This window comes from Amycolatopsis sp. lyj-23 (genome assembly GCF_046549135.1).
Classification (GTDB): Bacteria; Actinomycetota; Actinomycetes; order Mycobacteriales; family Pseudonocardiaceae; genus Amycolatopsis.
The window spans coordinates 73,037-95,587 of sequence record NZ_JAJPWN010000029.1; the positions used below are offsets into that span (position 1 = coordinate 73,037).

Here is a 22,551-nt window from a genome sequence, read left to right on the forward strand (position 1 = left end):
AGAGCCTAGCCCGCGCCGTCCGGCCCGATCGTGAGGTCCGGGGTGCGCGCGTCGTAATCGGTGCGGGCGGCGTCGACGGCCTCGAAGTTCTGCTCGGCCCACGCCTTGAACCCGGCCATCAGCGCGCGCAGCGATTCTCCCAGTGGCGTAAGGGAATAGTCCACACGGACGGGGACCGCCGGGGTGACCTCGCGGCGGACGAGACCGTCCCGCTCGAGCACCCGCAGGGTCTGGGTGAGCATCTTCTGGCTGACCCCGGCGATGCGCCGCGAAAGGTCGCTGTAGCGCTGCGGGCCGTCACCGAGCGCGACCAGGATGAGGCTGACCCACTTGCCGGCGATCTCGTCCAGCAGCTTCCGGGTCGGGCAGGCCGCCAGGTAGGCGTCGTAGGCGGCCTTTTCGGCTTGCCGCCGCTGTTCCGCCGTGCGCGTGGGCACCGGGCGACCTCCCGTCTCGCGAACCTCACCGTGCGGTGGGCACCTGCAGGTGCGTACTTCCCGATGGAGAGTAGCTCCCCATACGTTCGTCGGGAAGACGGCTTTCCCGTGGAGGAGACGAAGATGCGAGCGGTGGTGGTCCGGCGGTTCGGCGGCCCGGAGGTGCTGGAGCAGGTCGAGGTGCCGGCGCCGGAGCCCGGCCCGGGACAGGTGCGGATCCGGGTGGCGGCGGCCGCGGTGAACCCGGTGGACCTGGCGACCCGAAGCGGCGCGTTGAGTTCGGCGGGCGTGGTGCCGCCGCGGGCGGTGCTCGGGCTGGGCTGGGACGTGGCCGGCACGGTCGAGACGGCGGGCGGCGGGTTCGCCGAGGGCGCCGCGGTGATCGGCCTGCGCGACCGGATCGGGACCCCGCTCGGGGCGTACGCCGAGCAGATCGTCCTGGACGCCTCGGCGGTCGCACCGGCGCCGCCGGGCGTGTCGCCCGCCGAGGCGGCGACCCTGCCGCTGAACGCGCTGACCGCCGCCCAGGCCCTGGACCTCGTGAAGACCACCGGGACGGTGCTGGTGACCGGAGCGGCCGGGGCCGTCGGCGGGTACGCCGTCGCGCTCGCCCGCGCGCGGAAGCTCCGCGTGGTCGCCGTGGCTTCCGAAGCGGACGAAGCCGAGGTCCGGGCGTTCGGCGCGGACGAGTTCGTGCCACGCGGGCCCGCGCTGGGCGACCGGGTCCGCGCGCTGGTGCCGGGCGGGGTGGACGCGGCCCTCGACCCCGCGCTCCTGGGCCTGGACGCCCTCGACGCGGTCCGCGGCGGCGGCGAATTCGTGGCGTTCGCCGCCGGCGCGGCCCCGCTGCCGCTGCGCGGGATCGGCGTCCGCCACGTCTGGATCCGCGCCGACGGCGAACGGCTGGCCGAGCTGGCCCGGCTGGCCGGCGACGGCACGCTCCCCCTGCGCGTGGCCGGGACGCGGCCGCTGGCCGAGGCGGCGGCCGCGCACGAACGGCTGGCCGCGGGCGGGTTGCGCGGCAGGCTCGTCCTCATTCCCTAGCCTGGGGGCATGGCTGATCGTGTTCTCCTCATCACCGGTGCCTCCCGCGGGATCGGCGCCGCGACCGCCCGCCTCGCCGCCGCGTCCGGCTTCAAGGTCGCCCTCGTCGCCCGCCGGGCCGATTCGGTCGCCCCGCTCGCCGCCGAAATCGGCGCGGACCGGGCCCTCGCCCTCGGCGCCGACGTCGGGGACTGGCCGGGCATCTCCGCCGCCGTCGACGAGACCGTGCAGCGGTTCGGACGGCTCGACGCCGCCTTCGCCAACGCCGGCATCGGGATCGGCACCACCTTCTTCGGCGATGACGACGACCCCGACCCGCGTGCGTGGGAGCCGATGGTCCGCACCAACGTCCTCGGCGCCGCCTACACCGCCCGCGCCGCCCTCCCCGCACTCAGGGAAACCGCCGGGCACCTGCTCATCACCGGTTCGGTCGCCGGCCGCTACATCCGCAACGCCAGCCTGTACTCGGTCACGAAGTGGGCCGTCACCGGCATGGCCGGGGCGATCCGCGAGGAGGCGGTCGGCACCGGGGTGCGGGTCACGCTGATCAACCCCGGCATCACCGACACCGACATCCTCAGCGACGAGCAGCGCGAGAAACCGCACCTGCAGGCCGACGACATCGCCCGCGCCGCGCTCTACGCGCTCTCGCAGCCCCCGTCGGTGGACGTCAACGAGATCATGGTCCGCCCCACCGGCCAGGTGCTTTAGCAGAGCCGGGCGACGCGGCCCTGCGCGCCGCTGGCCCAGCAGGCCGCTGCGGCGCAGTCGACGCTGTCGAAGCTGCCGGTGTCGAACGACGTCCAGTGCCGTCCGCCGTCCGGGCTGTAGTCGCTGCCGCCCGGACCGACGGCCAGGAGCGTCCCGCCGCGCCAGGCCACCCCGGAGCGGTACCCCGCCGGGTACTGCGCCGGGGTGCGCCAGGTCCGGCCGGCGTCACCGGTCAGCGCGACCGCCGGGCCGGGGGCCGCCGGGTTCGCGAAGTCGCCGCCGATCGCGACGCCGTGGCGCGGGTTCCGGAACGCCAGCGCGAACACGCCGGCGGACGGGCTGCTCGGCAACGGCGTGTCCGACGCCGTCCAGTGGCGGCCGCCGTCGCTGGAGTGCAGGACGCGGGCGGTCGCGCCGCCGCCCGTCGCGAGCCACGCGTCGAACGGCCCCGCCGTGGTGACGCACTGCCCGCTGGCCGCGAAGCCGGCCTCGCCGGGCAACGCGGGCGGGAAGCCGTCGTCGGGTACCGGCCGCCAGCTGCGGCCGCCGTCGTAGGTGGCTTGGACGCGGAACTTGCCGTCGACCGGGTCGCTCATCGCCAGGCCGCGCCACGGGTCGAAGAAGGCGAGGCAGTCGTAGAACGCCGCCGCGTCGGTGTTCTGGAACGTCTGCCGCCAGTGCGCGCCGCCGTCGTCGGTCCGGTAGACGCGGGAGTCGGTTCCGGACCCGATCGACAGGACCACGGCGTGCTCGGCGTCGAAGGCCTCGACGTCGCGGAACTGGAGGGCCTCGGTGCCCGGCGGCCCGACGGACCGCCAGGTCGTCCCGCCGTCGGTGGTGCGCAGGACGGTGCCCTGCGTGCCGCTGACCCACGCGACCCGCGCGCTGACCGCGGACAGGCCGCGGAACTGGGCGGTGACGCCGGTCGGTTTCTCCTCCCACGCCGGCCGGTGCTCACCCGCCGACGCCGGGGCCGCGATCGAGACCAGCAGGGCGCACACGAGCAGCACGACACGCATGCGGAGATCCTGCCGCACCCGCCCGGCGACTTTCGTAGGAATTCCGGGCGGGCGCGACGGACTACAACGAGCTGATCAGGCGTTCCACCCGCTCGTCGACCGAGCGGAACGGGTCCTTGCACAGGACCGTGCGCTGGGCCTGGTCGTTGAGCTTCAGGTGCACCCAGTCGACCGTGAAGTCGCGGCCGGCGGCCTGGGCGGCGGCGATGAAGTCGCCGCGCAGCTTCGCCCGGGTCGTCTGGGGCGGGGTGTCCTTGGCGGCCTCGATCTCGCCGTCGTCGGTGACCCGGCGGACCAGGCCCTTGCGCTGCAGCAGGTCGAAGATGCCCCGGCCCCGGCGGATGTCGTGGTAGGCCAGGTCCAGCTGGGCGATGCGCGGGCTGGACAGGTCCAGGTCGTGCTTGTGCCGGTAGCGCTCGACCAGCCGGTGCTTGATCGCCCAGTCGATCTCGGTGTCGATCTTGCCGAAGTCCTGCTGCTCGACCGCGTCGAGCGCCCGGCCCCACAGCTCGACGACACGCTCGTTCGCCGCGGTCGTGCCGTTGTCCTTGATGTGCTGGAGCGCCCGGGCGTGGTACTCGCGCTGGATGTCCAGCGCCGAGGCCTCGCGCCCGCCGGCCAGCCGCACCTGGCGGCGGCCGGTGAGGTCGTGGCTGATCTCGCGGATCGCCCGGATCGGGTTGTCCAGGGTGAAGTCGCGGAACTGGACGCCGGCCTCGATCATCTCGAGCACCAGGTTCGCCGAGCCGACCTTGAGCATGGTCGTCGGCTCGGCCATGTTCGAGTCGCCCACGATGACGTGCAGGCGCCGGTAGCGCTCGGCGTCGGCGTGCGGCTCGTCCCGGGTGTTGATGATCGGGCGGGACCGGGTCGTGGCGCTGGAGACGCCTTCCCAGATGTGCTCCGCCCGCTGGGAGAGGCAGTACACCGCCCCGCGCGGGGTCTGCAGCACCTTGCCTGCCCCGCAGATGAGCTGCCGGGTGACCAGGAACGGGAGCAGCACGTCCGCGATCCGCGAGAACTCCCCCGCCCGCGTCACCAGGTAGTTCTCGTGGCAGCCGTAGGAGTTGCCCGCCGAGTCGGTGTTGTTCTTGAACAGGAAGATGTCACCGCCGATGCCCTCGTCGGCGAGCCGCCGCTCGGCGTCGACCAGCAGGTCCTCGAGGATCCGCTCCCCGGCCTTGTCGTGCGTGACGAGCTGGACCAGGTCGTCGCACTCGGCCGTCGCGTACTCGGGGTGCGAGCCGACGTCGAGGTAGAGCCGCGAGCCGTTCGACAGGAACACGTTGGAGGAGCGTCCCCACGACACGACCCGCCTGAACAGGTACCGCGCCACCTCGTCGGGCGAGAGCCTGCGCTGTCCGTGGAAGGTGCACGTGACCCCGAACTCGGTCTCGATGCCAAAGATCCGCCGCTGCATTCCACCAGAGTAGGCGCTGCACCCCCGTCGACGGTGCGCCGTTCGGGCGTCGACACGCCCCCAGTACGCCACAGACGGTGAAATCTCGCCGAATCAGGCACGATTGGAGCACAGCTCTTGACGACGTGCGGAAGGCGGACTCCTTTGTCACACCAGCTCATCCGGGCCTTCCGGCGGGTCGGCCGGACCGACCGCGCGCTGATGCGGCGCAGCGCCGCCCTGCCCGCCACGAAAGCCGACGACGCCTTGATGGTGCTGTCCAGATCGGCGAACAAGTCCCGCCTGTGGTGGGGGGTCGCCGCGCTGCTGGCCGCGCGCCCGGGCGAAACCCGCCGCGCGGCGTTGCGCGGGGTCGTCGCGATCGCCGGGGCCAGCGCCGCGGCGAACCTCATCGGCAAGCCGCTCTTCCCCCGCCGGCGGCCGGCCGAGGAGGAGACGCCGATGCGCCGCCGCCTGCGGAAACGCCCCACGTCCTCGTCGTTCCCGTCCGGGCACTCCGCGTCCGCGGCGGCCTTCGCGACGGCGGTGGCGATGGAGTCGCCGCGGGCCGGGCTCGCGGTGGCGCCGCTGGCGCTGGCGGTGGCCTACTCGCGGGTCCACACCGGCGTGCACTGGCCTTCCGACGTCGGGGCCGGGCTCGGCATCGGCGTCGGGGTCGGCCTGGCCACCCGGCACTGGTGGCCGCTGCACGACGACATCCCGGGCCGCGCGATCCACGACGCGGACGCGCCCGAGATGGTCGACGGCGAGGACATGCTCGCCGTCGTCAACCCGAACTCCGGGGTGGCGGGCCAGGACCCGACCGACGACGTCAAGTTCGCCTGGCCGAAGGCCACGCTGCTCTACCCGGACCCCGAGCAGGGCCTCCGCGCCCAGATCGAAGCCGAGCTCGACGCCCGCGGCACGATCCGCGCGCTGGCCGTCGCGGGCGGGGACGGCACCGTCGCGGCGGTCGCCTCCGTCGCCGCCGAGCGCGAGCTGCCGCTCGCCCTGGTCCCGGCGGGCACGCTCAACCACTTCGCCCGCGACGTCGGCGTCAGCTCGATGCCCGACGCCGACGCGGCGACCGAGGTCGGCAACGCCGTCCGCGTCGACCTCGGCGAAGTCGAGGTCGACGGGGCAGGCGAACCGGCCCACCGCTGGTTCGTCAACACCGCCAGCCTCGGCGGCTATCCGGAGATGGTCCGGCTGCGCGAGAAGCTGCAGGAGAAGCACCCGAAGTGGCCGTCGGCCGCGATCGCGCTGGCCAGGACGCTGCGGCACGCCCGGCCGCTGACCGTCCGGCTCAACGGCAAGCAGACCCAGGTCTGGCTGCTGTTCGTCGGCAACGGCACGTACGCGCCCAAGGGCTTCGCCCCGAGCCGCCGTCCCGCGCTCGACACCGGCCTGCTCGACATCCGCTACCTGCGTGCCGACCTGCCCTACTCCCGCGCGCGGTTCCTGCTGGCGATGATCACCCGCAGCCTCGCGGCCAGTCACGTCTACCAGGAGCTCGACCTGCCCGAACTGGACGTCGAACTGCTCGACGGCAACCGGCGCGTCGCCACCGACGGCGAGGTCGGCCCGCTCGGCAACCGGTTCCGCTTCCGGTCGCGCCCCAGCGCCCTGACGCTCTACCGGCCTTGAGGTTGCTTTACCTTCTCTCAACGAACCCACAGGTGCTTCCCGCTAGCTTCGCGACCGAGTTGCGGGCACTCCTGCCCGCGGCCAGGGGCGAGCGGGGATTCGATGGACGGGCACGGCCTGGCGAGCGTCGTCCACCGGGCCGCGAGCGATCCGGTGCTGCCCGGTGACGTGACCGCCCGTGCCCGCGACCTGGGCCCGCTCGAGTCACCGCTCATCTGGCTCGGCTTCGCCTCGGCCGCCGTCGCGGTGCTGGCCGTGGTGGTCGCGCTCTGGTACCGCCGCCGCGTCCGGCGCTGGGGGTTCACCGCCTTCGCGGTGCTGCTGCTGGTGGCGTCGGTCACGGCGCTCAACAGCTACGTCGGGTACGTCCGCACGTCCGACGACCTGGCGCGGCTGCTCCAGCGCGGCCCGGGCGTGGTGAACCTCGCCGGCCGCCTGCTCGACGACGGCAAGGAAGCCCCCGAGCCGTCGTCGGGCTCGGGCTCGTCGTCGCCCGATTCGTCGTCGTCGGGGTCCACGCCGCGGCCCGGCGCCGGCAAGCCGGCCGCCGGGCAGCGGATCGACGTCGTCAACGTCGCCGACCCCGCGCACGGGATCCCGACGGGCAGCAACTACGTCGTCCTCCCGCCCGGGTACGACAGCGACCCCACCCGCCGCTACCCGGTCGTCTACCTCATCCACGGTTACCCGTTCGGCGGCCCGCGCGACTGGCTCACCTCCGGCGACGCCCCCGGCTCGCTGCTGGCGCTGCAGCAGGCCAACGTCATCGCGCCGATGATCGTGGTGACCGTCGACATGACGGCGGGCAACCCCAGCACCGACTGGGAGTGCCTGAACGTCCCGGGCGGTCCGCAGCTGGAGAGCTACCTGGCCGGCACGGTCGTCCCGGCGATCGACCAGCGGTACCGCACCCTCGCCGACCGCAAGCACCGGGCACTGGGCGGCATGTCCGGCGGCGGCTTCGGCGCGCTGAACATCGGCCTCCACCACGTCGACGAGTTCGCCACCCTGGTGATCGCGCTCCCGTACGACGACCTGAACGACTCCATCGGCATCCTCGACGGCAACCGGGCGGCGATCGCCGCGAACACGCCCCGCCGTTATCTGCCCACGATGAAGTTCTCCGCGCCGATCTCGGTGATGCTGGCGGTGGGGACCGGCGCCCCGACCGACGTCACGACGGCGCACCGGATCGCGGACGCCCTGCATGCTCGGGGGCAGGAGGCTGTGGTGCACGCTGAGCGGGGGTTCAACCACACCTGGCACACTGCACGGGCGACGCTGCCGTACCTGCTGGCTTTTGCCGATCAGACCTTCCGGGCTCCGCCTGCGGCATCCTGAGCGGGTGGATCTCGAGATCGCGTACGGGAGTGGGCCGGCGGAGCAGACGCGGCTGATCCGGACCCCGCACGGCCGCTTGGAGTACCTGCGTACCCAGGAGTTGCTGCGTCGTTTCCTGCCCGCGCGCGCCCGGGTCCTGGACGTCGGCGGTGGGACCGGGGTGCACGCCGGGTGGCTGGCCGCCGATGGGCACGTCGTGCACCTCGTCGACGTGGTCGCGGCCCACGTTGCGCAGGCGGCGACGTTGCCGGGGGTTACCGCCGAGGTCGGGGACGCTCGGAGTCTCGGCGTCCCGGACGGTGCGTTCGACGTGGTGCTGCTGCTCGGACCGCTCTACCACCTGATCGACGGCGCCGATCGGGCGCGGGCGCTCGCCGAGGCGCGCCGGGTCCTGCGGCCCGGTGGCGTGCTCGCGGCGGCGGGGATCAGCCGTTATCTGTCGCTGCTGGAGACCGGTGCCGGGGGGACGCTCACCGCTTCGCGGGTCGCTCCGATCCGGGAAGTCATCTCGACCGGTGCCTATGACGGGCACGTCGGGTTCGTCGCCACGCACTGGCACACCGCCGGGGAACTGCGGGCGGAAGTCGGCGCCGCGGGGTTTTCGGACGTTGCGGTGTTCGGGGTCGAGGGGCCGGCTTGGCCTGCTCTTGATGCTGCCGGGCTGGGGCGGTTCGGTGACCTCGTCGAATCCGCCCTGCGGGCGGCGCGGATCGTGGAACAGGATCCGCTCGTTGTCGAGACCAGCGCTCACCTGCTTGCTGTTGCGCGGTGGGCAGGTTGATTCTGCTGGAGTCAGCCCTGCCGGAGTCAGCCCTGCCGACTCAGCCCTACCGGACTCAGCCCTACCGGACTCAGCCCTACCGGACTCAGCCCTACCGGACTCAGCCCTACCGGACTCAGCCCTACCGGACTCAGCCCTACCGGAGTCTTCCCGCCGGCCCGAACGCCGGATCGTTCAACGGCCGACAGGCCGTGTCAAGGCGGGAAAGCGTGCCTTGACACGGCCTGTCGGCCGCTGATGCGGCTGCGTATCGGGTCGGCAGGGGGGTGTGGCCGGAGGCCCTGCGGGCCTTTTCGTGTTCGGCGTCTTTGCCTTGGCGCCCGGCTTGTTGGAGTCGGGCTGGTGCTCGGGTGCTTTGGGTGGTCAGCGTCTTGCATGCGAAACGGGGCGCGGCCCTTCGGCCGCGCCCCGTTTCCTTCGCTTCGCTTTGCTCAGTCGCCTTCCGGCTTGCTCTCCGGCTCCTCGCCCTGGGGGTCCGGGACCGGCAAGAGCGTGTCCAGTGCCGTTCCCGTCAGCCTGCGGAACGAACGGCGGGGGCGGTCGCGGTCCAGGACCGCCACCTCCAGCTTGATCGGGTCCGCGTCGCCGTTTCCGTTCGATGCCGTGCCCGCCGCGGACGATGATGATGATGAGCCCGAAGACGTTGCCGGGGCCGGCTGGCTCGGGGTCCTCAGGGCCGCCACCGCCACGCTCAAGGCCGCCTGGAGGTCCAGGCCGTCCTCGAACGTCTCCTTCAGCTTGGCCGAGATCTTGTCCGTCTGGCCGCCCATCACCACGTACTGGGGCTCGTCGAAGATCGAACCGTCGTACGTCAGGCGGTACAGCTGGTCCTCCGCCGAGCTCGCGCCCACCTCCGCCACGCAGATCTCGACCTCGAACGGCTTCAGCTGCTCGGTGAAGATGCTGCCCAGCGTCGCCGCGTACGCGTTCGCCAGTGCGCGGGCGCTCACGTCACGGCGGTCGTACTGGTAGCCCTTCAGGTCCGCGTGGCGGATGCCCGCCACGCGCAGGTTCTCGAACTCGCTGTAGCGCCCGACCGCCGCGAAACCGATGCGGTCGTAGATCTCGGACACCTTGTGCAACGTCGCCGACGGGTTCTCCGCCACGAACAGCACGCCGCCCGCGTACTTCAGCACCACCACGCTCCGGCCGCGCGCGATGCCCTTGCGCGCCAGCTCGGAACGCTCCCGCATCAGCTGCTCGGGAGAGGCATACAACGGCATCGTCACGGTGTGCGCTCCAGGTCTTTCGGTGTTCCAACGTTCACTGGTCCGGCTCCGGTCAGGACAGCCGGCGCTGCTGGCGCTCGATCCGGCCGGCCACCACCGCTTCGGCCACCGCCGCCGTCTCCGACTCCGACAGCTGCACGGCGCCGCGCTCCGCGGTGATCGTCACGACGCTCGGGAAGATGCGCCGCACCAGGTCCGGGCCGCCCGATGCGGTGTCGTCGTCCGCGGCGTCGTACAGGGCCTCCACCGCGACCCGCACCGCGCCTTCGACGTCGGCGTCCGGGTCGTGCAGCTTCTTCAGCGCCGACTTCGCGAACAGCGAACCCGAGCCGATGCCCGCGTAGCCGCCGTTCTCCTCGTAGCGGCCGCCCGCGGCGTCGTACGACACGATCCGGCCCGCGTGCTTGGCGTCCTCGGCCTCCAGGTCGTACCCCACGAACAGCGGGATCGCGGCCAGCCCGGCCATCGCCATCTCGAGGTTCGCCTTGACCATCCCGGCCAGCTTGTTCGTCTTGCCGTCCAGCGACAGCGAGACGCCCTCGATCTTCTCGTAGTGCGCCAGCTCCACCGCGTACAGCCGCACCATCTCCACGGCCAGCCCCGCCGTGCCCGCGATGCCGACCGCCGAATACTCGTCGGTGACGTGCACCTTCTCGATGTCGCGGCTGGCGATCAGGTTCCCCGACGTCGCCCGCCGGTCACCCGCGATCAGCACGCCGCCGGCGAAGGTGCACGCGACGATCGTCGTCCCGTGCGGCACGCCCAGCTCGGCCGCGCCCGGCGCCACGCGGCGCGCGGGCAGCAGCTCCGGCGCCTGCACGCGCAGGAAGTCGGAGAACGACGACGTCGCCGAGGAAAAGTACGTCGCAGGCAGCGCGGGACCCGAGATGCCCCTGGTGTTGTCCATACGTGCTCAAAAATCCCATCTGTGCGGGCCGGGCGCCCCGCGCGCGAGAAGCCGCCACGCGGAGCCCCGGCCGCCGGCTGAACGGTCGGCAGGGGCGGCAGTGCCCCGCAGCGGCTATTCGCCGCCCTTCTGCACGTAGGCCCGGACGAAGTCCTCGGCGTTCTCCTCGAGCACGTCGTCGATCTCGTCGAGGATCGTGTCCACGTCCTCGCCGAGCTTCTCGCGCCGCTCCTGACCCGCCGCGCCGGTGTCCTCGAACTCCTCGTCGGAGTCACCACCGCCGTGCTTTTCGATCTTTTCCTGGGCCATCTCGCCTCCCGGTGTGGCTGATGTTTCCTAGCCTACCCAGCGCCCCCGACATTCGGGGTCACGCCGCGATCGCTGGTGCGTCCCGCCTAGTCCGAACCGGTGAGCGCCTCCACGAGCTCCTCCGCCGTCGCCGCGTTGTCCAGCAGCTTGCCGACGTGCGCCTTCGTCCCCCGCAGCGGCTCCAGGGTCGGGATCCGCACCAGCGACTCCTTGCCCACGTCGAAGATGACCGAGTCCCACGAAGCCGCCGCGATCGACGTCGCGTACTTCTCCAGCGCCCGGCCGCGGAAGTAGGCGCGCGTGTCCGACGGCGGCGTCGTCACCGCGGCCAGCACCTCCTCCTCGGTGACCAGCCGCTTCATCGACCCGCGCGTCACCAGCCGGTTGTACAGGCCCTTGGCCAGCCGCACGTCCGAGTACTGCAGGTCGACCAGCCGCAGCCGCGGCGCGCCCCAGGCCAGCTGGTCGCGCTGCCGGTAGCCCTCCAGCAGCCGCAGCTTGGCCGGCCAGTCCAGCCGGTCGGCGCACTCCTGCGGGTCACGCGCCAGCGCGTCCAGCACCTCGCCCCAGACCCGCAGGACCTCCTTCGAGGCCTCGTCGGCGCCGGTGCGCTCCAGGTTCTGCGAGGCGATCTCGTGGTAGGCGAACTGCAGGTCCAGGCCGGTGTACTTCTTGCCGTTGGCCAGCGACACCTGCGCCTTCAGCGTCGGGTCGTGGCTGATCTGGTGGACGGCCTTGACCGGCTCGTCCAGCTTCAGGTCGTCGAACCGGATGCCGGACTCGATCAGGTCCAGCACCAGCGCCGTCGTCCCGACCTTCAGGTACGTCGAGTACTCCGACATGTTCGCATCGCCGATGATGACGTGCAGCCGCCGGTACTTGTCCGCGTCCGCGTGCGGCTCGTCGCGGGTGTTGATGATCCCGCGCTTGAGCGTCGTCTCCAGGCCGACCTCGACCTCGATGTAGTCCGCGCGCTGGGAGAGCTGGAACCCGGCCTCTTCACTCTGCTGGCCGATCCCGACCCGGCCGGAGCCGGTCACGACCTGCCGCGACACGAAGAACGGCGTCAGGCCCGCGATCACCGCGGTGAACGGCGTCGACCGCGCCATCAGGTAGTTCTCGTGCGTGCCGTAGCTGGCACCCTTGCCGTCGACGTTGTTCTTGTACAGCTGCAGCTGCGGCTGGCCCGGCACGGAAGCGGCCTTCATCGCCGCCTCCTCCATCACCCGCTCGCCCGCCTTGTCCCAGATGACCGCGTCGCGCGCGTTCGTCACCTCGGGCGCCGAGTACTCCGGGTGCGCGTGGTCGACGTAGAGCCGGGCCCCGTTGGTCAGGATGACGTTCGCCGCGCCCAGGTCCTCGACGTCCGGGTCGTGCCCCGGCCCGCCCGGGCCGGTCAGGTCGAACCCGCGCGCGTCCCGCAGCGGGCTCTCCACCTCGTAGTCCCACCGCGCCCGCCGGGCGCGCGGGATGTCGGCCGCCGCCGCGTACGCCAGCACGACCTGGGTGGAGGTGAGTACCGGGTTCGCCGTCGCGTCGCCCGGCACGGAGATGCCGTACTCGACTTCGGTTCCCATGATCCGCCGCATGTCCCCACCCTACGGGGTCGTCCTAGTGGAACGATGCACCCATGCCAGGCAGTGACGAACTCGTTGCCCTCTATGACCAGGCCGGAGCGGTCGTCGGCACGACGACCCGCGCGCGTGTCCGCGCCGAGGCCCTGTGGCACGCGGCCGGCGTCGTCCTGGTCCGTTCGGGTGACGGAGAAGCCGTTTACGTGCACCTCCGCACCCCGGACAAGGACGTGTTCCCCTCGACCTGGGACTGCTGGGCGGGCGGCGTGGTCGCCGCGGGCGAGACCCCGGCCGAGTGCGCCCGCCGCGAACTCGCCGAAGAGCTCGGTGTCCGAGGCGTGGAACCCGTGCCGTTGTTCACCAAGGTCTACGACGACGGCCGCAACCGCTGCCACAACTTCGCCTTCGAGGTGCGGTGGGACGGCCCGATCCGCCACCAGGCCGAAGAGATCGTCGAAGGCCGCTGGATCCCCCTCGGCGAGCTGCGGGCCTGGGTCGACGACCCGGTCCCCGAGCTGCCCTTCATCCCCGACGGCCGCGAAGGCGTCCGGGAGTGGTTCCGCCGTTACGGCTGAGCGGACAGCTTCGCCGTCATCGCCGGCAGCAGGCGCTTCGCCGCGTCCACCGCGCGGGTCCCGGTGCTCGCCGAGACCGTCAGCTCGGACACGAGCCTGCCCTTGGCCAGCAGGACCGTGCAGGTCTTGCCCTCGCACCAGGCCTGCTGCCGCTCGACCCCGGGCTGGGCGGGGACGGTCACCGGCTTGCCCGCGCACTCGTTTTCCGCGAGGGCTTGAGCGGCCGATCGGTCCGGGAACACCACGACGCGGTGGCTCAGCACCGACCCGCTGGCGTAGCGCCAGGTCGCGGTCCGGCTGCCCGCCGACGGCCCGTCCGCCAGGCACCCGGAAGCCTCACCCGAGCCCGGCTGCACGCCTTCCCCGGCGACGTCGGCGTCGGAGAGCAACGCCTGCTCCGCGAGCCGGCCGGCGTCGGGCACGGCCGGAGGCGGGGTGACGGGAGCCGCCTTCGCCGGGCTCACCGGGGCCTCCGAGGGCGTCGGGACCGCCGAGGACGTGGGGACCGGATCGTCGTAGTACGTCTCGAGGTTGTCCGGGTCCGGCCCTTCGCAGGCCGTGAGGCCGACCAACGCGACCGCGGCCAACGCGATCGCCTGCCGATGACGCACCTGCTCCGGCCTCCTGTCGTCCGTGGCGTGCCTGCGAAGGGTAGTGCAGCCCCTCAGTCCCACTCCAACGAGGACCGGTGTCGCCAGTACGCCCCGGGCTCCTCGGCGAGCGCGGCCAGCGCGTCCCGTTCGGCCGCGGTCAGCTCCAGGGCCGTGGCCCGCAGATTCGCCTCGAGCTGCGCCGGGCTCGCCGGGCCGATCACCGCCCGGTCCACCCAGCCGTTCGCCAGCACCGCGGCCACCGCGACCGCATCCGGCCCGGTCCCGTGGGCGGCCGCGATCTCCCGCACCACGGCCGGCGCCTCGACGACCAGCCTGCCGTTGGCCAGGGTTTCCTTGACCAGCACCCGGTTCCCGGCCGCGTGCGCCGCCGCCAGTGCCTCGCCCGCGGAGGGCTCCAGCAGGTTCCACGTCGACTGCACGGCCGAAAACACCGGCTGCCCGGCCACTTCCAGCGCGAACGCCCGCTCGACCGCGTCCGCCTGGGCCGGCCCCGAGGTCGAAAAGCCCACGGCGACCCCGTTCGCGGCCAGCTCCGCGAGCGCTTCGAGCAACGGCTCGTCGGTGAACAACGGACTGTCCACAGTGAGCGAATGGACCTGGTACAGGCCGACCCGGTCCCCCAGCAGCGCCAGGGTTTCCGCCCACTGCGTGACGAACCGCGCCGCCGAGTGCTCCTTCACCTCGTGCACGTCGGCGTCGAGCCGCCACTGCCCGACGTAGGCGTAGCCCCACTTGCTGGAGATCTCGACTCCGGCAGGCCCGCGCTCGGCGAGCCAGCCGGCCAGGAACTCCTCCGAACGCCCGTAGGACCGGGCGACGTCGACGTGCCGGACACCCGCGGCGTACGCGGCGTCGAGTACCGCGAACGTCGCCGCGCGCATCGAAGCGACGTCCCGCACCGGCGGCAGCGCCCCGTCGCGGCCGAGGTTGATGTACGCGGGACGGCCCAGCGCCGCCAGGCCCAGGGCGATGCGGTCCACGCGCGTGCTCACGCCGTCTGCTTGTGCCGCAGGATGGCCAGCCACTGTCCCGCCGTCTGCGCCTGGCGGTGCAGCTTCTCCAGACGCGCGGCCGGGGCCCGGACGTAGCCCTTGCCGAAGACGGGGGCGATCTGACGGAGGCTAGCGCCGCCTTCGCGGGCGGCGAGCAGCAGCCAGTCCGAGGCGTCGGCGCAGGCCGCGGACGCACGGCGCAGCTCGCCCAGCATGTCGATGAGTTCCGGGGCGCTCACCTCCCCCGCTTCGACGGCGGCGGCCGTCGTCTCCAGCCAGGCCAGGACATCGGCTTCGGTGATGGGGGCGCGGGGCCGGGTTTCTTCGGTCACGCCGGCGAGTATAGGTCGTTATACGCTCGGTTCGGCGGAGCACACGCCGGAGCGGTTATGCTGATCTCGAAGCCCATGACTGCCCACACCGAACCCGAAGCCGACGTCGAGCCGCTGCTCGACGTGTTCAAGGCGCTCGCGAACCCGGTGCGGCTGCAGGTGCTGCGGTGGCTGCGGGAGCCGGTGCGGCACTTCCCCGTCGACCGGGCGATCGCCGATCCCGTCGAGGTCGGCGTGTGCGTGACGCACATCCAGGAGAAGACGGGGCTGGCGCAGTCGACGGTGTCGGCGTACATGGCCGAGCTGCAGCGCGCCGGCTTGGTGCGGGCGACGCGGGTCGGCAAGTGGACGCACTACAAGCGGGACGAGACGCGGATCGCCGCGCTCGTCGAGCTGCTCGGCCGCACCCTCTGACCTGCTTCTCTCCCAGGTCCGCCATCCCCCATTGCGACTCATATCGAAAATCTGAGATACTTCGATTTATGGGTATGATCGAGAACATGCGGCTCGGCCGCTACGGCATCTGGACGTTCGACTTCGAAGACCAGCCCGCCGGCCTGATCCGGGATTCGGTGCAGGAGCTGGAAGAACTCGGCTGGCCGGCGATCTGGATCCCGGAGAGCGAAGGCCGGGAGGCGCTGACGCACGCCGGGTTCCTGCTGTCGGCCACCGAACGCCTCACCGTCGTGAACGGCATCGCCCAGATCTGGTCGCGCGAGGCGCAGTGGACCCGCGGCGCGGCCCTGCTGCTGGCCGACGCCTACCCGGACCGCCACCTCCTGGGCCTCGGCTTCGGCGCCGGGAAGCCGGGCGCGAAGCCGTTGCGGGCGATGAACGACTACCTCGACGCCCTGGACACCGACTCGAAGGTCAACCCGGCGCCCCGCGCCCCGATGCGCCGGATCCTCGCCGCCTACGGCCCGAAGATGCTGGAGCTGGCCCGCGACCGGTCGGCGGGCGCCCACACCTACCACGTCACCCCGGAGCACACCGCGCAGGCGCGAGAGATCCTGGGCGCGGAGCCGTTCCTCGGCGTCGAGCACGCCGTGCTCTTCGAGACCGATCCGGCCCGGGCGCGGGAAACCGCCCGGGCCCACCTGCACCCGTACCTCACGTCCCCGTACAACATCGCCAAGTTCCGGCGGCTGGGCTACACGGAAGCGGACATCGACGGCGGCCGCGGCAGCGACCGCCTCGTCGACGACCTCGTGTTCTGGGGCGACCTCGACACGATCACCGCGAAACTGCGCGAACACCTCGACGCGGGCGCCGACCACGTCGGCGTCCAGGTGATCGGGGTCGAGCCGGGCAAGTCGGCCATGCCGCACTGGCGCCGGCTGACCGAAGCGCTGCTACCCGCGTAGGCCGAACCGCGCGGTGCAGTGCCACACGCGCTTGAGCACCTGGGGGTCGTGCCGGCCGGCACGGACGGCGTCACCGATGATCCGCGCATCCACCCAGCCGTCCTCGGCGATGGCTTCGCCGGCCCGCACGGCCTCCTCACCGCGGTAGTCCGCGTGCTCGGCGAGCTTCGCGACCGGGAGCCGGAACCCGTGGTGCCAGTACGTCGGGCACCCGAGCTCCGCGGCCGCCGCCTCGACGTCGGTGCCGCGGAAGGACGGGTCCAGCACGAGAGCGGCGACGTCGTCCGGCAGCCGGAGCGGGCCGTGGACGTGGGCCTCGACGTAGTCGTCGAGTTCGTCGGGGGCGTCCACTTCGACGAGCGGGAGCAGCGGCATGTGCGTCCGAGTGCCGAAGTGCGCCGGCTCGTGGAAGCTGTCCGGGTAGCAGAACGTCGTGCGTCCCAGCACGTGCCGCTCGAGCCGGAAGTGCGCCGAGCCGAACCGCACGGAACCGCCGGCCGGGCGGAGGCGGTGGTTCAGCGAGCCGTACTTCGGGCGCCCGGACGGCGGCAGCCCGTCGTAGACGCCGCCGAACATCCGGTGTTCCCAGTGCCACCGGGCCCCGCCGGGGTGCGCGGTCAGGCCGCCGTTGCCAGTACCGGTCTCGAACTGCGAGCGGTAGACACCGTCGGTCAGCCAGTGCCGCAGCAGCGGCACGTCGCCCACCAGCCGCTCCGGGTGGAAGTGGACCGTGACGTCCAGGCCCGCCGGGAGCGGCGGTCCGGTGACCCGGTCGGCGACGTACTGGACCGCTCTTCGCCATTCCTGCCCCATGGTATAGGTCGTTATACACAACGCGGCGTCGGAAAACCACTGGCTTCGCGGGTGGTCGCCCGGTTTGACTGCGGCCATGCAACGGGCGGAGTTCGGGGTCGCGGTGCGGTTCGCGCTGCTGGCCGTCGTGTGGGGTGCGAGTTTCCTGTTCATCAAGGTGGGCCTGAACGGGCTCTCCCCCGCCCAGGTCGCGCTCGCCCGGGTCGCGCTGGGAGCGCTCGCGCTGGCCGTGGTCCTCGTCGCGCGGCGGCGGCCGCTCCCCCGTGATCCCGGGTTGTGGGGGCACCTCGCGGTCGTGTCGGTGCTGCTGTGCGTGGTGCCGTTCCTGCTCTTCTCGTGGGCGGAGCAGTACATCTCCTCCGGGCTGGCGAGCATCTTCAACGCGACGACGCCGCTGGTCACGATGCTGCTGGCGGCCGTCGCGCTGCCCGAGGAGCGGTTCACGCCGGCGCGGGTGCTCGGATTGCTGCTGGGGTTCGCCGGTGTGCTCACGATCGTCGGGGTGTGGCACGGCGTCGACGTGACCCACCAGCTGACGGCCCAGCTCGCCTGCCTCGGCGCGACAGCGTGCTACGGCGCCTGCTTCGTCTACATGCGCCGGTTCCTCTCACCCCGTGGGACGGACCCGGTGGTCGTCGCGTTCGGGCAGACGGCGTCCGCGACCATCATCCTGGGGCTGCTGGCGCCGGCGATCGCGGCCACGCCGATGCACCTGAGCCTGCCGGTCGTGGCGAGCATGGTGGCGCTCGGTGTGTTCGGCACGGGACTGGCCTACGTCTGGAACGTCCGCATCATCGCGGCCTGGGGTGCCGCCAACGCCTCCGCGGTGACGTACCTGACGCCGGTGGTCGGGGTGCTGCTCGGTGTGCTGGTGCTGGGCGAGCCGGTGAGCTGGAACCAGCCGGCCGGGGCGCTGCTCGTCGTGCTGGGCATCCTCGCCGCGCACGGAAAGTTGCGCCTGCGCCGCTCAACCCGGCCCGGGGGCGAACTCATCCGCCGCTAGACACGCCGATAGGGCGGCCGCCGAAGCGACCGCCCCATCGAGCACTGGTGCCTACAGGTACTGACCGGTGTTCGTGGCGGTGTCGATCGCCCGCCCCGAATCCTGGTTCTTGCCGGTGACGAGTGTGCGGATGTAGACGATCCGCTCGCCCTTCTTGCCGGAGATCCGGGCCCAGTCGTCCGGGTTGGTGGTGTTGGGCAGGTCCTCGTTCTCCGCGAACTCGTCGACGATCGCGTCGAGCAGGTGCTGGACGCGCAGACCCGGCTGCTTCGTCTCGAGCACCGACTTGATCGCCGACTTCTTCGCCCGGTCCACGATGTTCTGGATCATCGCGCCCGAGTTGAAGTCGCGGAAGTACAGGACTTCCTTGTCCCCGTTGGCGTAGGTCACCTCGAGGAACCGGTTCTCGTCGCTCTCCTCGTACATCCGCTCGACGGTGTGCTGGATCATCGCGTCGAACGTCGCCTTGTGGTCCCCGCCGAACTCGGCGAGGTCGTCGGCGTGAATCGGCAGGCCTTCGGCCAGGTACTTGGAGAAGATGTCCTTCGCGCCTTCGGCGTCCGGACGCTCGATCTTGATCTTGACGTCGAGCCGGCCCGGCCGCAGGATCGCCGGGTCGATCATGTCTTCGCGGTTGGAGGCGCCGATGACGATGACGTTCTCCAGGCCTTCGACACCGTCGATCTCCGACAGCAGCTGCGGCACGATCGTCGTCTCCACGTCGGACGACACGCCCGAGCCACGGGTCCGGAAGATCGAGTCCATCTCGTCGAAGAACACGATCACCGGGGTGCCCTCGGAGGCCTTCTCCCGCGCCCGCTGGAAGATCAGGCGGATGTGCCGCTCGGTCTCCCCGACGAACTTGTTGAGCAGCTCGGGACCCTTGATGTTCAGGAAGTAGGACTTCCCGTCCGCCGCGTCGCCGCGGGCCTCGGCCACCTTCTTGGCCAGCGAGTTCGCCACCGCCTTGGCGATCAGCGTCTTGCCGCAGCCCGGCGGGCCGTAGAGCAGGACGCCCTTGGGCGGCCGCAGCTGGTACTCCTGGTACAGGTCGGCGTGCAGGAACGGCAGCTCGACCGCGTCCCGGATCTGCTCGATCTGCCGGGTGAGGCCACCGATGTCCTCGTAGCGGACGTCGGGCACCTCCTCCAGCACCAGGTCCTCGACCTCCGCCTTCGGCACGCGCTCGTACGCGTAGCCGGCCTTGGAGTCGACCAGGAGCGAGTCGCCCGGCTTGAGCGGCTGCTCGGCCAGCAGGTCGGAGAGCAGGACCACCCGCTCCTCGTCCGCGTGCCCGACCACCAGGGCGCGGGGGCTGCCGCCCTCGACGTCCGGTGCGAGCACCTCACGCAGCGCGCACACCTCACCGGTGCGTTCGAAACCGCCGCCCTCGACCACGGTGAGCGCCTCGTTGAGCCGCAGCGCCTGGCCGCGGCGCAGCGACGAGATCTCCACCGCGGGCGAAACCGACACCCGCATCTTCCGGCCGGCCGTGAAGACGTCCACCGTGTTGTCCTCGTACGCCTCGACGAAGACGCCGTACCCGGACGGTGGCTGGGCCAGCCGGTCGACCTCCTCGCGGAGGGCGAGGAGCTGTCCTCGCGCTTCGCGCAGGGTTTCGACCAGTTTGGTGTTGCGTTCGGTGAGCTGGCTCACCCTTTCCGAGGCCTCGGCGAGCCGCTGTTCGAGAACGCGGTTCTGCCGTGGCGAGTCCGTCAGTTTGCGACGCAGCAGCGCCACTTCTTCCTCGAGAAAACGGATCTGCCGAGCCTGCTCGTCCGCCGTCGTCCCAGCTCCGGATGTTGCTGAAGGGTCGGCCTCCTCGCGCCGACCTCCGGGAAGGTCATGATGCATCGGGCACCTCCTCGGAGTGCTTTTCATTCCACGGTACCGGCGATCACCGACAAGAAAAGGCCTTTCCGGATCACAAGATCGGCGCGTCGCGGTTTGCCTGCCACCCCCAGCACGGACATTCCCGCAGCGCAAGCGGCCATTTCGGTGCCGTGGCGCCGGTGTGTCGCGGGTCCGGACGGGCCGGGAACAAGCAAGCACGTCGGGAGTACCCCGCCCGCCGGAGCACCAACCCCGGCGCGGAACCGGGGCGATTCCGGCCAGTTCCGCCCTAACCGCGCGGGCGCCGGGCCCGGTGGCTAGCATCGGGCGACGCCGCGCCGGGCCCGACGGCCGGGCGCCACCGCAGGAACGCTAGGGGGCACCAGTCATGACCTACCCGCCGCAGCAACCGGGCGGCTACGGGCAGCAGCCCGGCGGTTACGGGCAGCAGCCCGGCGGTTACGGGCAGCAGCCCGGGCCGTACGGCCAGCAGCCCGGCGGCTACCCCCAGAGCGGTCCCCAGCCTCAGCCCGGCTACGACGGCACCCAGCAGTACGGCCAGCCCGGCGGCTCACCGCAGTACGGTCAGCCCGGCGGCTACGACGGCACCCAGCAATACGGCCAGCCCGGCCCTTACGACCAGTCCGGCCAGGGTGGTTACCCGCCGCAGACGGGCCCTCAGCCCCCGCAGTACGGCCAGCAGGACCAGTGGGGCCGGCCGCCGCAGACGTTCGGCGGCCACGACCCCTACGGCGGCGGCTTCGGTGAAGCTCCCCCGCCGAAGAAGAAGAAAACCGGCCTGATCGTCGGCATCGCGGTGGCCGCGGTGGTGGTCGTCGGCGGCGGCGTGACGGCGTTCGTCCTCGCCAACCGCGACGGGGACCAGACCGCCGCGCCGCCCGCGAGCAGCACCTCGGCGGCGCCGACGTCCGCGCCGAAGACCTCCCCGAAGCCGAAGACCACCGCGCCGACCAGCCCGACGGCGAAGAGCAAGCCGGCGAGCGGCCCGGCCCCCGGCGGCAAGGAGAGCTCCCAGGAGCTGTTCGACACGACGATCGCCGCCTACAACGCGGGCGACGAGAAGGCGCTGGGCGACGTCATCTGCCGCAGCGTCTACGAGGGCACGACGGGCCAGATCCCCAAGGTCACGGTGAAGCTGACCGGCACGCCGGAGGAGACCGGCGACAAGGCCACCGTCCGCTACTCCGCCACCGACGGCAGCAAGACCAAGGTCGGCACGATGTCGGCGCAGAAGGAATCCGGGCTCTGGTGCCTGTCCAACGTCAAGGCGGATGGCTCGTGAGCGCCCGGCGGCGGTGAACCGCGCGTTCGCCGCCGGCCTGGTCCTCGCCGGTGCGGCCGGAGCGGGCGTGGTGCTCGGGCTGCTACTGGTGGCTCCCTCCGGTGCCCCGCCCGCCGCGCCGGCCGCTTCGGCACCGCCGAAGACCAGCACGTCGGCGTCGTCCGCGCCGGACGAGGCCGACACCGCGGCGGTGGCGGTGCTGGCCAGGGCGATCGTCGACGCGATCGCCCGCCACGACTCGGCGGCGTTCGGGAAGCTCACCTGCCGCCCGCAGACCGCCGAGGCCCTCGCCGGGCTCCAGCGCACGTGGGACGCGGCCGGTCCGGTCACCGCCCGGCTGGCGGCGCCCCCGGAGCTGCGCGGCGAGTCGGCGACGGCGAAGGTGCACGTCGAGGCGGCGGGCGGGGTCAAGGACACGCCCTTCCCGCTGCACAAGGAGAACGGCCGCTGGTGCGTGCCGGGCTAGGCGGGCCGCCTCAGCCCTTGCCCTTGCTCGGCCGGCGCGACACGCGCGGGGACACCGTGCCGTCCGCCAGCCGCCGCGCGGTGAGCAGGAACGCCGTGTGCGCCACCATCCGGTGGTCCGGGCGGACGGCCAGGCCCACCACGTGCCACGGGCGCATCAGCGTCTCCCACGACTCGGGTTCGGTCCAGCACTGCTGCTCGCGCAGGGACTCCGTGACGCGCGACAGCTGCGTGACCGTCGCCACGTAGACCGTCAGCACCCCGCCCGGCACCAGGTGCGCGGCCACGTTCGGCAGCTGTTCCCACGGCGCCAGCATGTCCAGCACGACGCGGTCGACCTCGCCCTCGTGCGTCGCCAGGTCGGCGACCGTGAGCGACCAGTTGGCCGGCTTCTCGCCGAAGAACTTCACGACGTTGCGCTCGGCGTGTTCGGCGTGGTCGTCGCGGATCTCGTAGGAGTGCACGCGCCCGGCCGGCCCGACCGCGCGCAGCAGCGAGCAGGTCAGCGCGCCGGAGCCGGCACCGGCCTCGAGCACGCGCGCGCCCGGGAAGATGTCGCCCCACATCACGATCTGCGCGGCGTCCTTCGGGTAGATCACCTGCGCGCCGCGGGGCATCGAGAGCACGTAGTCCGGCAGCAGCGGGCGCAGCGCGAGGTAGGTCGACCCGCCGGCGGACGTCACCACCGAGCCCTCTGGACGGCCGATCAGGTCGTCGTGGGCCAGCGCGCCCCGGTGGGTGTGGTACTCACCACCGGCGGCCAGCGTCAGGGTGTAGTGCCGCCCCTTCGAGTCGGTCAACTGCACCCGATCACCCGCGCGAAACGGTCCGCTGACCGACAAAACTTCCTCCTGTAACC

24 protein-coding genes are annotated in these 22,551 nt (G+C 72.1%); 11 read left to right on the forward strand and 13 right to left on the reverse strand.

Annotated features, from left to right (window positions below; all coding sequences use genetic code 11):
• Positions 1–5 precede the first annotated feature (5 nt).
• Entirely contained in the window at positions 6–437 is a 432-nt protein-coding gene (locus tag ACLJPY_RS47365; protein ID WP_410597576.1) for a winged helix-turn-helix transcriptional regulator, read from the reverse strand.
• Between the two features lie 123 nt (positions 438–560).
• Between ACLJPY_RS47365 and ACLJPY_RS47370 the strand changes: the two genes are divergently transcribed.
• Both ACLJPY_RS47370 and ACLJPY_RS47375 read left to right on the forward strand, forming a co-directional pair.
• Positions 561–1,481: an NADP-dependent oxidoreductase gene (locus ACLJPY_RS47370; protein ID WP_410597577.1), complete on the forward strand. Its 921-nt coding sequence runs from the start codon at positions 561–563 to the stop codon at positions 1,479–1,481.
• Between the two features lie 9 nt (positions 1,482–1,490).
• Entirely contained in the window at positions 1,491–2,192 is a 702-nt protein-coding gene (locus ACLJPY_RS47375) for an SDR family oxidoreductase (protein ID WP_410597578.1), read from the forward strand.
• On the opposite strand, the gene ACLJPY_RS47380 is transcribed toward ACLJPY_RS47375, so the two are convergent.
• Both ACLJPY_RS47380 and pafA read right to left on the reverse strand, forming a co-directional pair.
• Positions 2,189–3,211, reverse strand: coding sequence for a WD40/YVTN/BNR-like repeat-containing protein (locus tag ACLJPY_RS47380; RefSeq protein WP_410597579.1), 1,023 nt, complete (start codon positions 3,209–3,211; stop codon positions 2,189–2,191). The genes ACLJPY_RS47375 and ACLJPY_RS47380 overlap by 4 nt on opposite strands.
• A gap of 61 nt (positions 3,212–3,272) precedes the next feature.
• The gene (gene pafA, locus ACLJPY_RS47385) at positions 3,273–4,631 is read right to left on the reverse strand and encodes a Pup--protein ligase (protein ID WP_091311474.1); all 1,359 of its coding nucleotides are present in this window, start codon (positions 4,629–4,631) and stop codon (positions 3,273–3,275) included.
• A gap of 201 nt (positions 4,632–4,832) precedes the next feature.
• On the opposite strand from pafA, the gene ACLJPY_RS47390 reads away from it, so the two are divergent.
• The 3 genes from ACLJPY_RS47390 to ACLJPY_RS47400 all read left to right on the forward strand — a co-directional run bounded on the left by ACLJPY_RS47390 (position 4,833) and on the right by ACLJPY_RS47400 (position 8,379).
• Positions 4,833–6,257 carry a bifunctional phosphatase PAP2/diacylglycerol kinase family protein gene (locus ACLJPY_RS47390; protein ID WP_410597600.1) on the forward strand — a complete coding sequence of 475 codons (1,425 nt, stop codon included), beginning with the start codon at positions 4,833–4,835 and terminating at the stop codon, positions 6,255–6,257.
• A gap of 102 nt (positions 6,258–6,359) precedes the next feature.
• Positions 6,360–7,598 carry an alpha/beta hydrolase gene (locus ACLJPY_RS47395; RefSeq protein ID WP_410597580.1) on the forward strand — a complete coding sequence of 413 codons (1,239 nt, stop codon included), beginning with the start codon at positions 6,360–6,362 and terminating at the stop codon, positions 7,596–7,598.
• A 4-nt stretch (positions 7,599–7,602) separates the two neighbouring features.
• Positions 7,603–8,379 carry a class I SAM-dependent methyltransferase gene (locus tag ACLJPY_RS47400; protein WP_410597581.1) on the forward strand — a complete coding sequence of 259 codons (777 nt, stop codon included), beginning with the start codon at positions 7,603–7,605 and terminating at the stop codon, positions 8,377–8,379.
• A gap of 431 nt (positions 8,380–8,810) precedes the next feature.
• Here ACLJPY_RS47400 and prcA read toward each other — a convergent pair whose 3' ends face one another.
• The 4 genes from prcA to dop all read right to left on the reverse strand — a co-directional run bounded on the left by prcA (position 8,811) and on the right by dop (position 12,413).
• Positions 8,811–9,608: a proteasome subunit alpha gene (prcA, locus tag ACLJPY_RS47405; RefSeq protein ID WP_410597582.1), complete on the reverse strand. Its 798-nt coding sequence runs from the start codon at positions 9,606–9,608 to the stop codon at positions 8,811–8,813.
• 52 nt (positions 9,609–9,660) lie between these two features.
• On the reverse strand, positions 9,661–10,515 hold the full coding sequence (gene prcB / locus ACLJPY_RS47410; RefSeq protein WP_410597583.1) for a proteasome subunit beta: 855 nt from the start codon (positions 10,513–10,515) through the stop codon (positions 9,661–9,663).
• A 114-nt stretch (positions 10,516–10,629) separates the two neighbouring features.
• On the reverse strand, positions 10,630–10,824 hold the full coding sequence (locus tag ACLJPY_RS47415) for a ubiquitin-like protein Pup (RefSeq protein WP_003075646.1): 195 nt from the start codon (positions 10,822–10,824) through the stop codon (positions 10,630–10,632).
• Between the two features lie 86 nt (positions 10,825–10,910).
• Positions 10,911–12,413 carry a depupylase/deamidase Dop gene (gene dop / locus ACLJPY_RS47420; RefSeq protein ID WP_410597584.1) on the reverse strand — a complete coding sequence of 501 codons (1,503 nt, stop codon included), beginning with the start codon at positions 12,411–12,413 and terminating at the stop codon, positions 10,911–10,913.
• 41 nt (positions 12,414–12,454) lie between these two features.
• On the opposite strand from dop, the gene ACLJPY_RS47425 reads away from it, so the two are divergent.
• Positions 12,455–12,973, forward strand: coding sequence for an NUDIX domain-containing protein (locus ACLJPY_RS47425; RefSeq protein WP_410597585.1), 519 nt, complete (start codon positions 12,455–12,457; stop codon positions 12,971–12,973).
• Here ACLJPY_RS47425 and ACLJPY_RS47430 read toward each other — a convergent pair.
• The 3 genes from ACLJPY_RS47430 to ACLJPY_RS47440 are packed head-to-tail and all read right to left on the reverse strand — an operon-like array spanning position 12,964 to position 14,911.
• Positions 12,964–13,584: a hypothetical protein gene (locus ACLJPY_RS47430; RefSeq protein ID WP_410597586.1), complete on the reverse strand. Its 621-nt coding sequence runs from the start codon at positions 13,582–13,584 to the stop codon at positions 12,964–12,966. The two genes, ACLJPY_RS47425 and ACLJPY_RS47430, sit on opposite strands and share 10 nt — an antisense overlap.
• 53 nt (positions 13,585–13,637) lie before the next feature.
• Entirely contained in the window at positions 13,638–14,579 is a 942-nt protein-coding gene (locus ACLJPY_RS47435) for an aldo/keto reductase (RefSeq protein WP_410597587.1), read from the reverse strand.
• Positions 14,576–14,911, reverse strand: a complete 336-nt coding sequence (locus ACLJPY_RS47440; RefSeq protein WP_410597588.1) for a hypothetical protein — start codon at positions 14,909–14,911, stop codon at positions 14,576–14,578. The genes ACLJPY_RS47435 and ACLJPY_RS47440 overlap by 4 nt, the downstream gene beginning before the upstream one ends.
• A 75-nt stretch (positions 14,912–14,986) precedes the next feature.
• On the opposite strand from ACLJPY_RS47440, the gene ACLJPY_RS47445 reads away from it, so the two are divergent.
• Both ACLJPY_RS47445 and ACLJPY_RS47450 read left to right on the forward strand, forming a co-directional pair.
• Positions 14,987–15,325, forward strand: coding sequence for an ArsR/SmtB family transcription factor (locus tag ACLJPY_RS47445; RefSeq protein WP_410597589.1), 339 nt, complete (start codon positions 14,987–14,989; stop codon positions 15,323–15,325).
• A gap of 68 nt (positions 15,326–15,393) precedes the next feature.
• A complete protein-coding gene (locus ACLJPY_RS47450; protein WP_410597590.1) occupies positions 15,394–16,275 on the forward strand; it encodes a TIGR03620 family F420-dependent LLM class oxidoreductase in 882 nt (293 codons plus the stop codon).
• Here the strand turns inward: ACLJPY_RS47450 and ACLJPY_RS47455 are convergent.
• Positions 16,264–17,088, reverse strand: a complete 825-nt coding sequence (locus ACLJPY_RS47455) for a DUF3626 domain-containing protein (RefSeq protein WP_410597591.1) — start codon at positions 17,086–17,088, stop codon at positions 16,264–16,266. The two genes, ACLJPY_RS47450 and ACLJPY_RS47455, sit on opposite strands and share 12 nt — an antisense overlap.
• Before the next feature lie 76 nt (positions 17,089–17,164).
• Here ACLJPY_RS47455 and ACLJPY_RS47460 point away from each other — a divergent pair, with 76 nt between their 5' ends.
• Positions 17,165–18,091: a DMT family transporter gene (locus tag ACLJPY_RS47460; RefSeq protein ID WP_410597592.1), complete on the forward strand. Its 927-nt coding sequence runs from the start codon at positions 17,165–17,167 to the stop codon at positions 18,089–18,091.
• 51 nt (positions 18,092–18,142) lie between these two features.
• On the opposite strand, the gene arc is transcribed toward ACLJPY_RS47460, so the two are convergent.
• On the reverse strand, positions 18,143–19,945 hold the full coding sequence (gene arc / locus ACLJPY_RS47465; protein ID WP_033260667.1) for a proteasome ATPase: 1,803 nt from the start codon (positions 19,943–19,945) through the stop codon (positions 18,143–18,145).
• Positions 19,946–20,312: 367 nt separating this feature from the next.
• Here arc and ACLJPY_RS47470 point away from each other — a divergent pair, with 367 nt between their 5' ends.
• Together ACLJPY_RS47470 and ACLJPY_RS47475 are read left to right on the forward strand one after the other, a co-directional pair.
• Positions 20,313–21,227, forward strand: a complete 915-nt coding sequence (locus ACLJPY_RS47470; RefSeq protein ID WP_410597593.1) for a hypothetical protein — start codon at positions 20,313–20,315, stop codon at positions 21,225–21,227.
• 13 nt (positions 21,228–21,240) lie between these two features.
• Positions 21,241–21,693, forward strand: a complete 453-nt coding sequence (locus ACLJPY_RS47475; RefSeq protein WP_410597601.1) for a hypothetical protein — start codon at positions 21,241–21,243, stop codon at positions 21,691–21,693.
• Between the two features lie 10 nt (positions 21,694–21,703).
• On the opposite strand, the gene ACLJPY_RS47480 is transcribed toward ACLJPY_RS47475, so the two are convergent.
• Positions 21,704–22,534 carry a tRNA (adenine-N1)-methyltransferase gene (locus tag ACLJPY_RS47480; protein ID WP_410597594.1) on the reverse strand — a complete coding sequence of 277 codons (831 nt, stop codon included), beginning with the start codon at positions 22,532–22,534 and terminating at the stop codon, positions 21,704–21,706.
• Between the last annotated feature and the right edge of the window lie 17 nt (positions 22,535–22,551).

Bases quoted from the DNA above. Each gene is read 5' to 3' on its own strand.
- ACLJPY_RS47370 (WP_410597577.1), top strand. From the start codon at position 561: ATGCGAGCGGTGGTGGTCCGGCGGTTCGGCGGCCCGGAGGTGCTGGAG.
- ACLJPY_RS47375 (WP_410597578.1), top strand. From the start codon at position 1,491: ATGGCTGATCGTGTTCTCCTCATCACCGGTGCCTCCCGCGGGATCGGC.
- ACLJPY_RS47460 (WP_410597592.1), top strand. From the start codon at position 17,165: ATGCAACGGGCGGAGTTCGGGGTCGCGGTGCGGTTCGCGCTGCTGGCC.
- ACLJPY_RS47390 (WP_410597600.1), top strand. From the start codon at position 4,833: ATGCGGCGCAGCGCCGCCCTGCCCGCCACGAAAGCCGACGACGCCTTG.
- ACLJPY_RS47425 (WP_410597585.1), top strand. From the start codon at position 12,455: ATGCCAGGCAGTGACGAACTCGTTGCCCTCTATGACCAGGCCGGAGCG.
- ACLJPY_RS47450 (WP_410597590.1), top strand. From the start codon at position 15,394: ATGGGTATGATCGAGAACATGCGGCTCGGCCGCTACGGCATCTGGACG.
- arc (WP_033260667.1), bottom strand. From the start codon at position 19,945: ATGCATCATGACCTTCCCGGAGGTCGGCGCGAGGAGGCCGACCCTTCA.
- pafA (WP_091311474.1), bottom strand. From the start codon at position 4,631: ATGCAGCGGCGGATCTTTGGCATCGAGACCGAGTTCGGGGTCACGTGC.
- ACLJPY_RS47470 (WP_410597593.1), top strand. From the start codon at position 20,313: ATGACCTACCCGCCGCAGCAACCGGGCGGCTACGGGCAGCAGCCCGGC.
- prcB (WP_410597583.1), bottom strand. From the start codon at position 10,515: ATGGACAACACCAGGGGCATCTCGGGTCCCGCGCTGCCTGCGACGTAC.
- dop (WP_410597584.1), bottom strand. From the start codon at position 12,413: ATGCGGCGGATCATGGGAACCGAAGTCGAGTACGGCATCTCCGTGCCG.
- ACLJPY_RS47455 (WP_410597591.1), bottom strand. From the start codon at position 17,088: ATGGGGCAGGAATGGCGAAGAGCGGTCCAGTACGTCGCCGACCGGGTC.
- ACLJPY_RS47380 (WP_410597579.1), bottom strand. From the start codon at position 3,211: ATGCGTGTCGTGCTGCTCGTGTGCGCCCTGCTGGTCTCGATCGCGGCC.
- ACLJPY_RS47415 (WP_003075646.1), bottom strand. From the start codon at position 10,824: ATGGCCCAGGAAAAGATCGAAAAGCACGGCGGTGGTGACTCCGACGAG.
- ACLJPY_RS47395 (WP_410597580.1), top strand. From the start codon at position 6,360: ATGGACGGGCACGGCCTGGCGAGCGTCGTCCACCGGGCCGCGAGCGAT.
- ACLJPY_RS47445 (WP_410597589.1), top strand. From the start codon at position 14,987: ATGACTGCCCACACCGAACCCGAAGCCGACGTCGAGCCGCTGCTCGAC.